This is a genomic window from Salinicola sp. MH3R3-1 (assembly GCF_001937155.1).
GTDB lineage: Bacteria > Pseudomonadota > Gammaproteobacteria > Pseudomonadales > Halomonadaceae > Salinicola > Salinicola halophyticus.
Map to the genome: position 1 here is coordinate 1 of NZ_MSDP01000101.1, position 295 is coordinate 295.

Sequence of the window (295 nt, forward strand, 5' to 3'; positions counted from 1 at the left end):
CCCGGGCCAGCCGCCGCGGTAATACGGAGGATCCAAGCGTTATCCGGAATCATTGGGTTTAAAGGGTCCGTAGGCGGTTTGGTAAGTCAGTGGTGAAAGCCCATCGCTCAACGGTGGAACGGCCATTGATACTGCCAGACTTGAATTATTAGGAAGTAACTAGAATATGTAGTGTAGCGGTGAAATGCTTAGAGATTACATGGAATACCAATTGCGAAGGCAGGTTACTACTAATGGATTGACGCTGATGGACGAAAGCGTGGGTAGCGAACAGGATTAGAAACCCCTGTAGTCC

Annotated in this window: 1 rRNA gene; it reads left to right on the plus strand. The window is 49.2% G+C overall.

Going from position 1 to position 295, the window contains the following annotated elements:
- A 16S ribosomal RNA gene (locus tag BTW08_RS18545) occupies positions 1–295 on the plus strand; the annotation flags it as partial.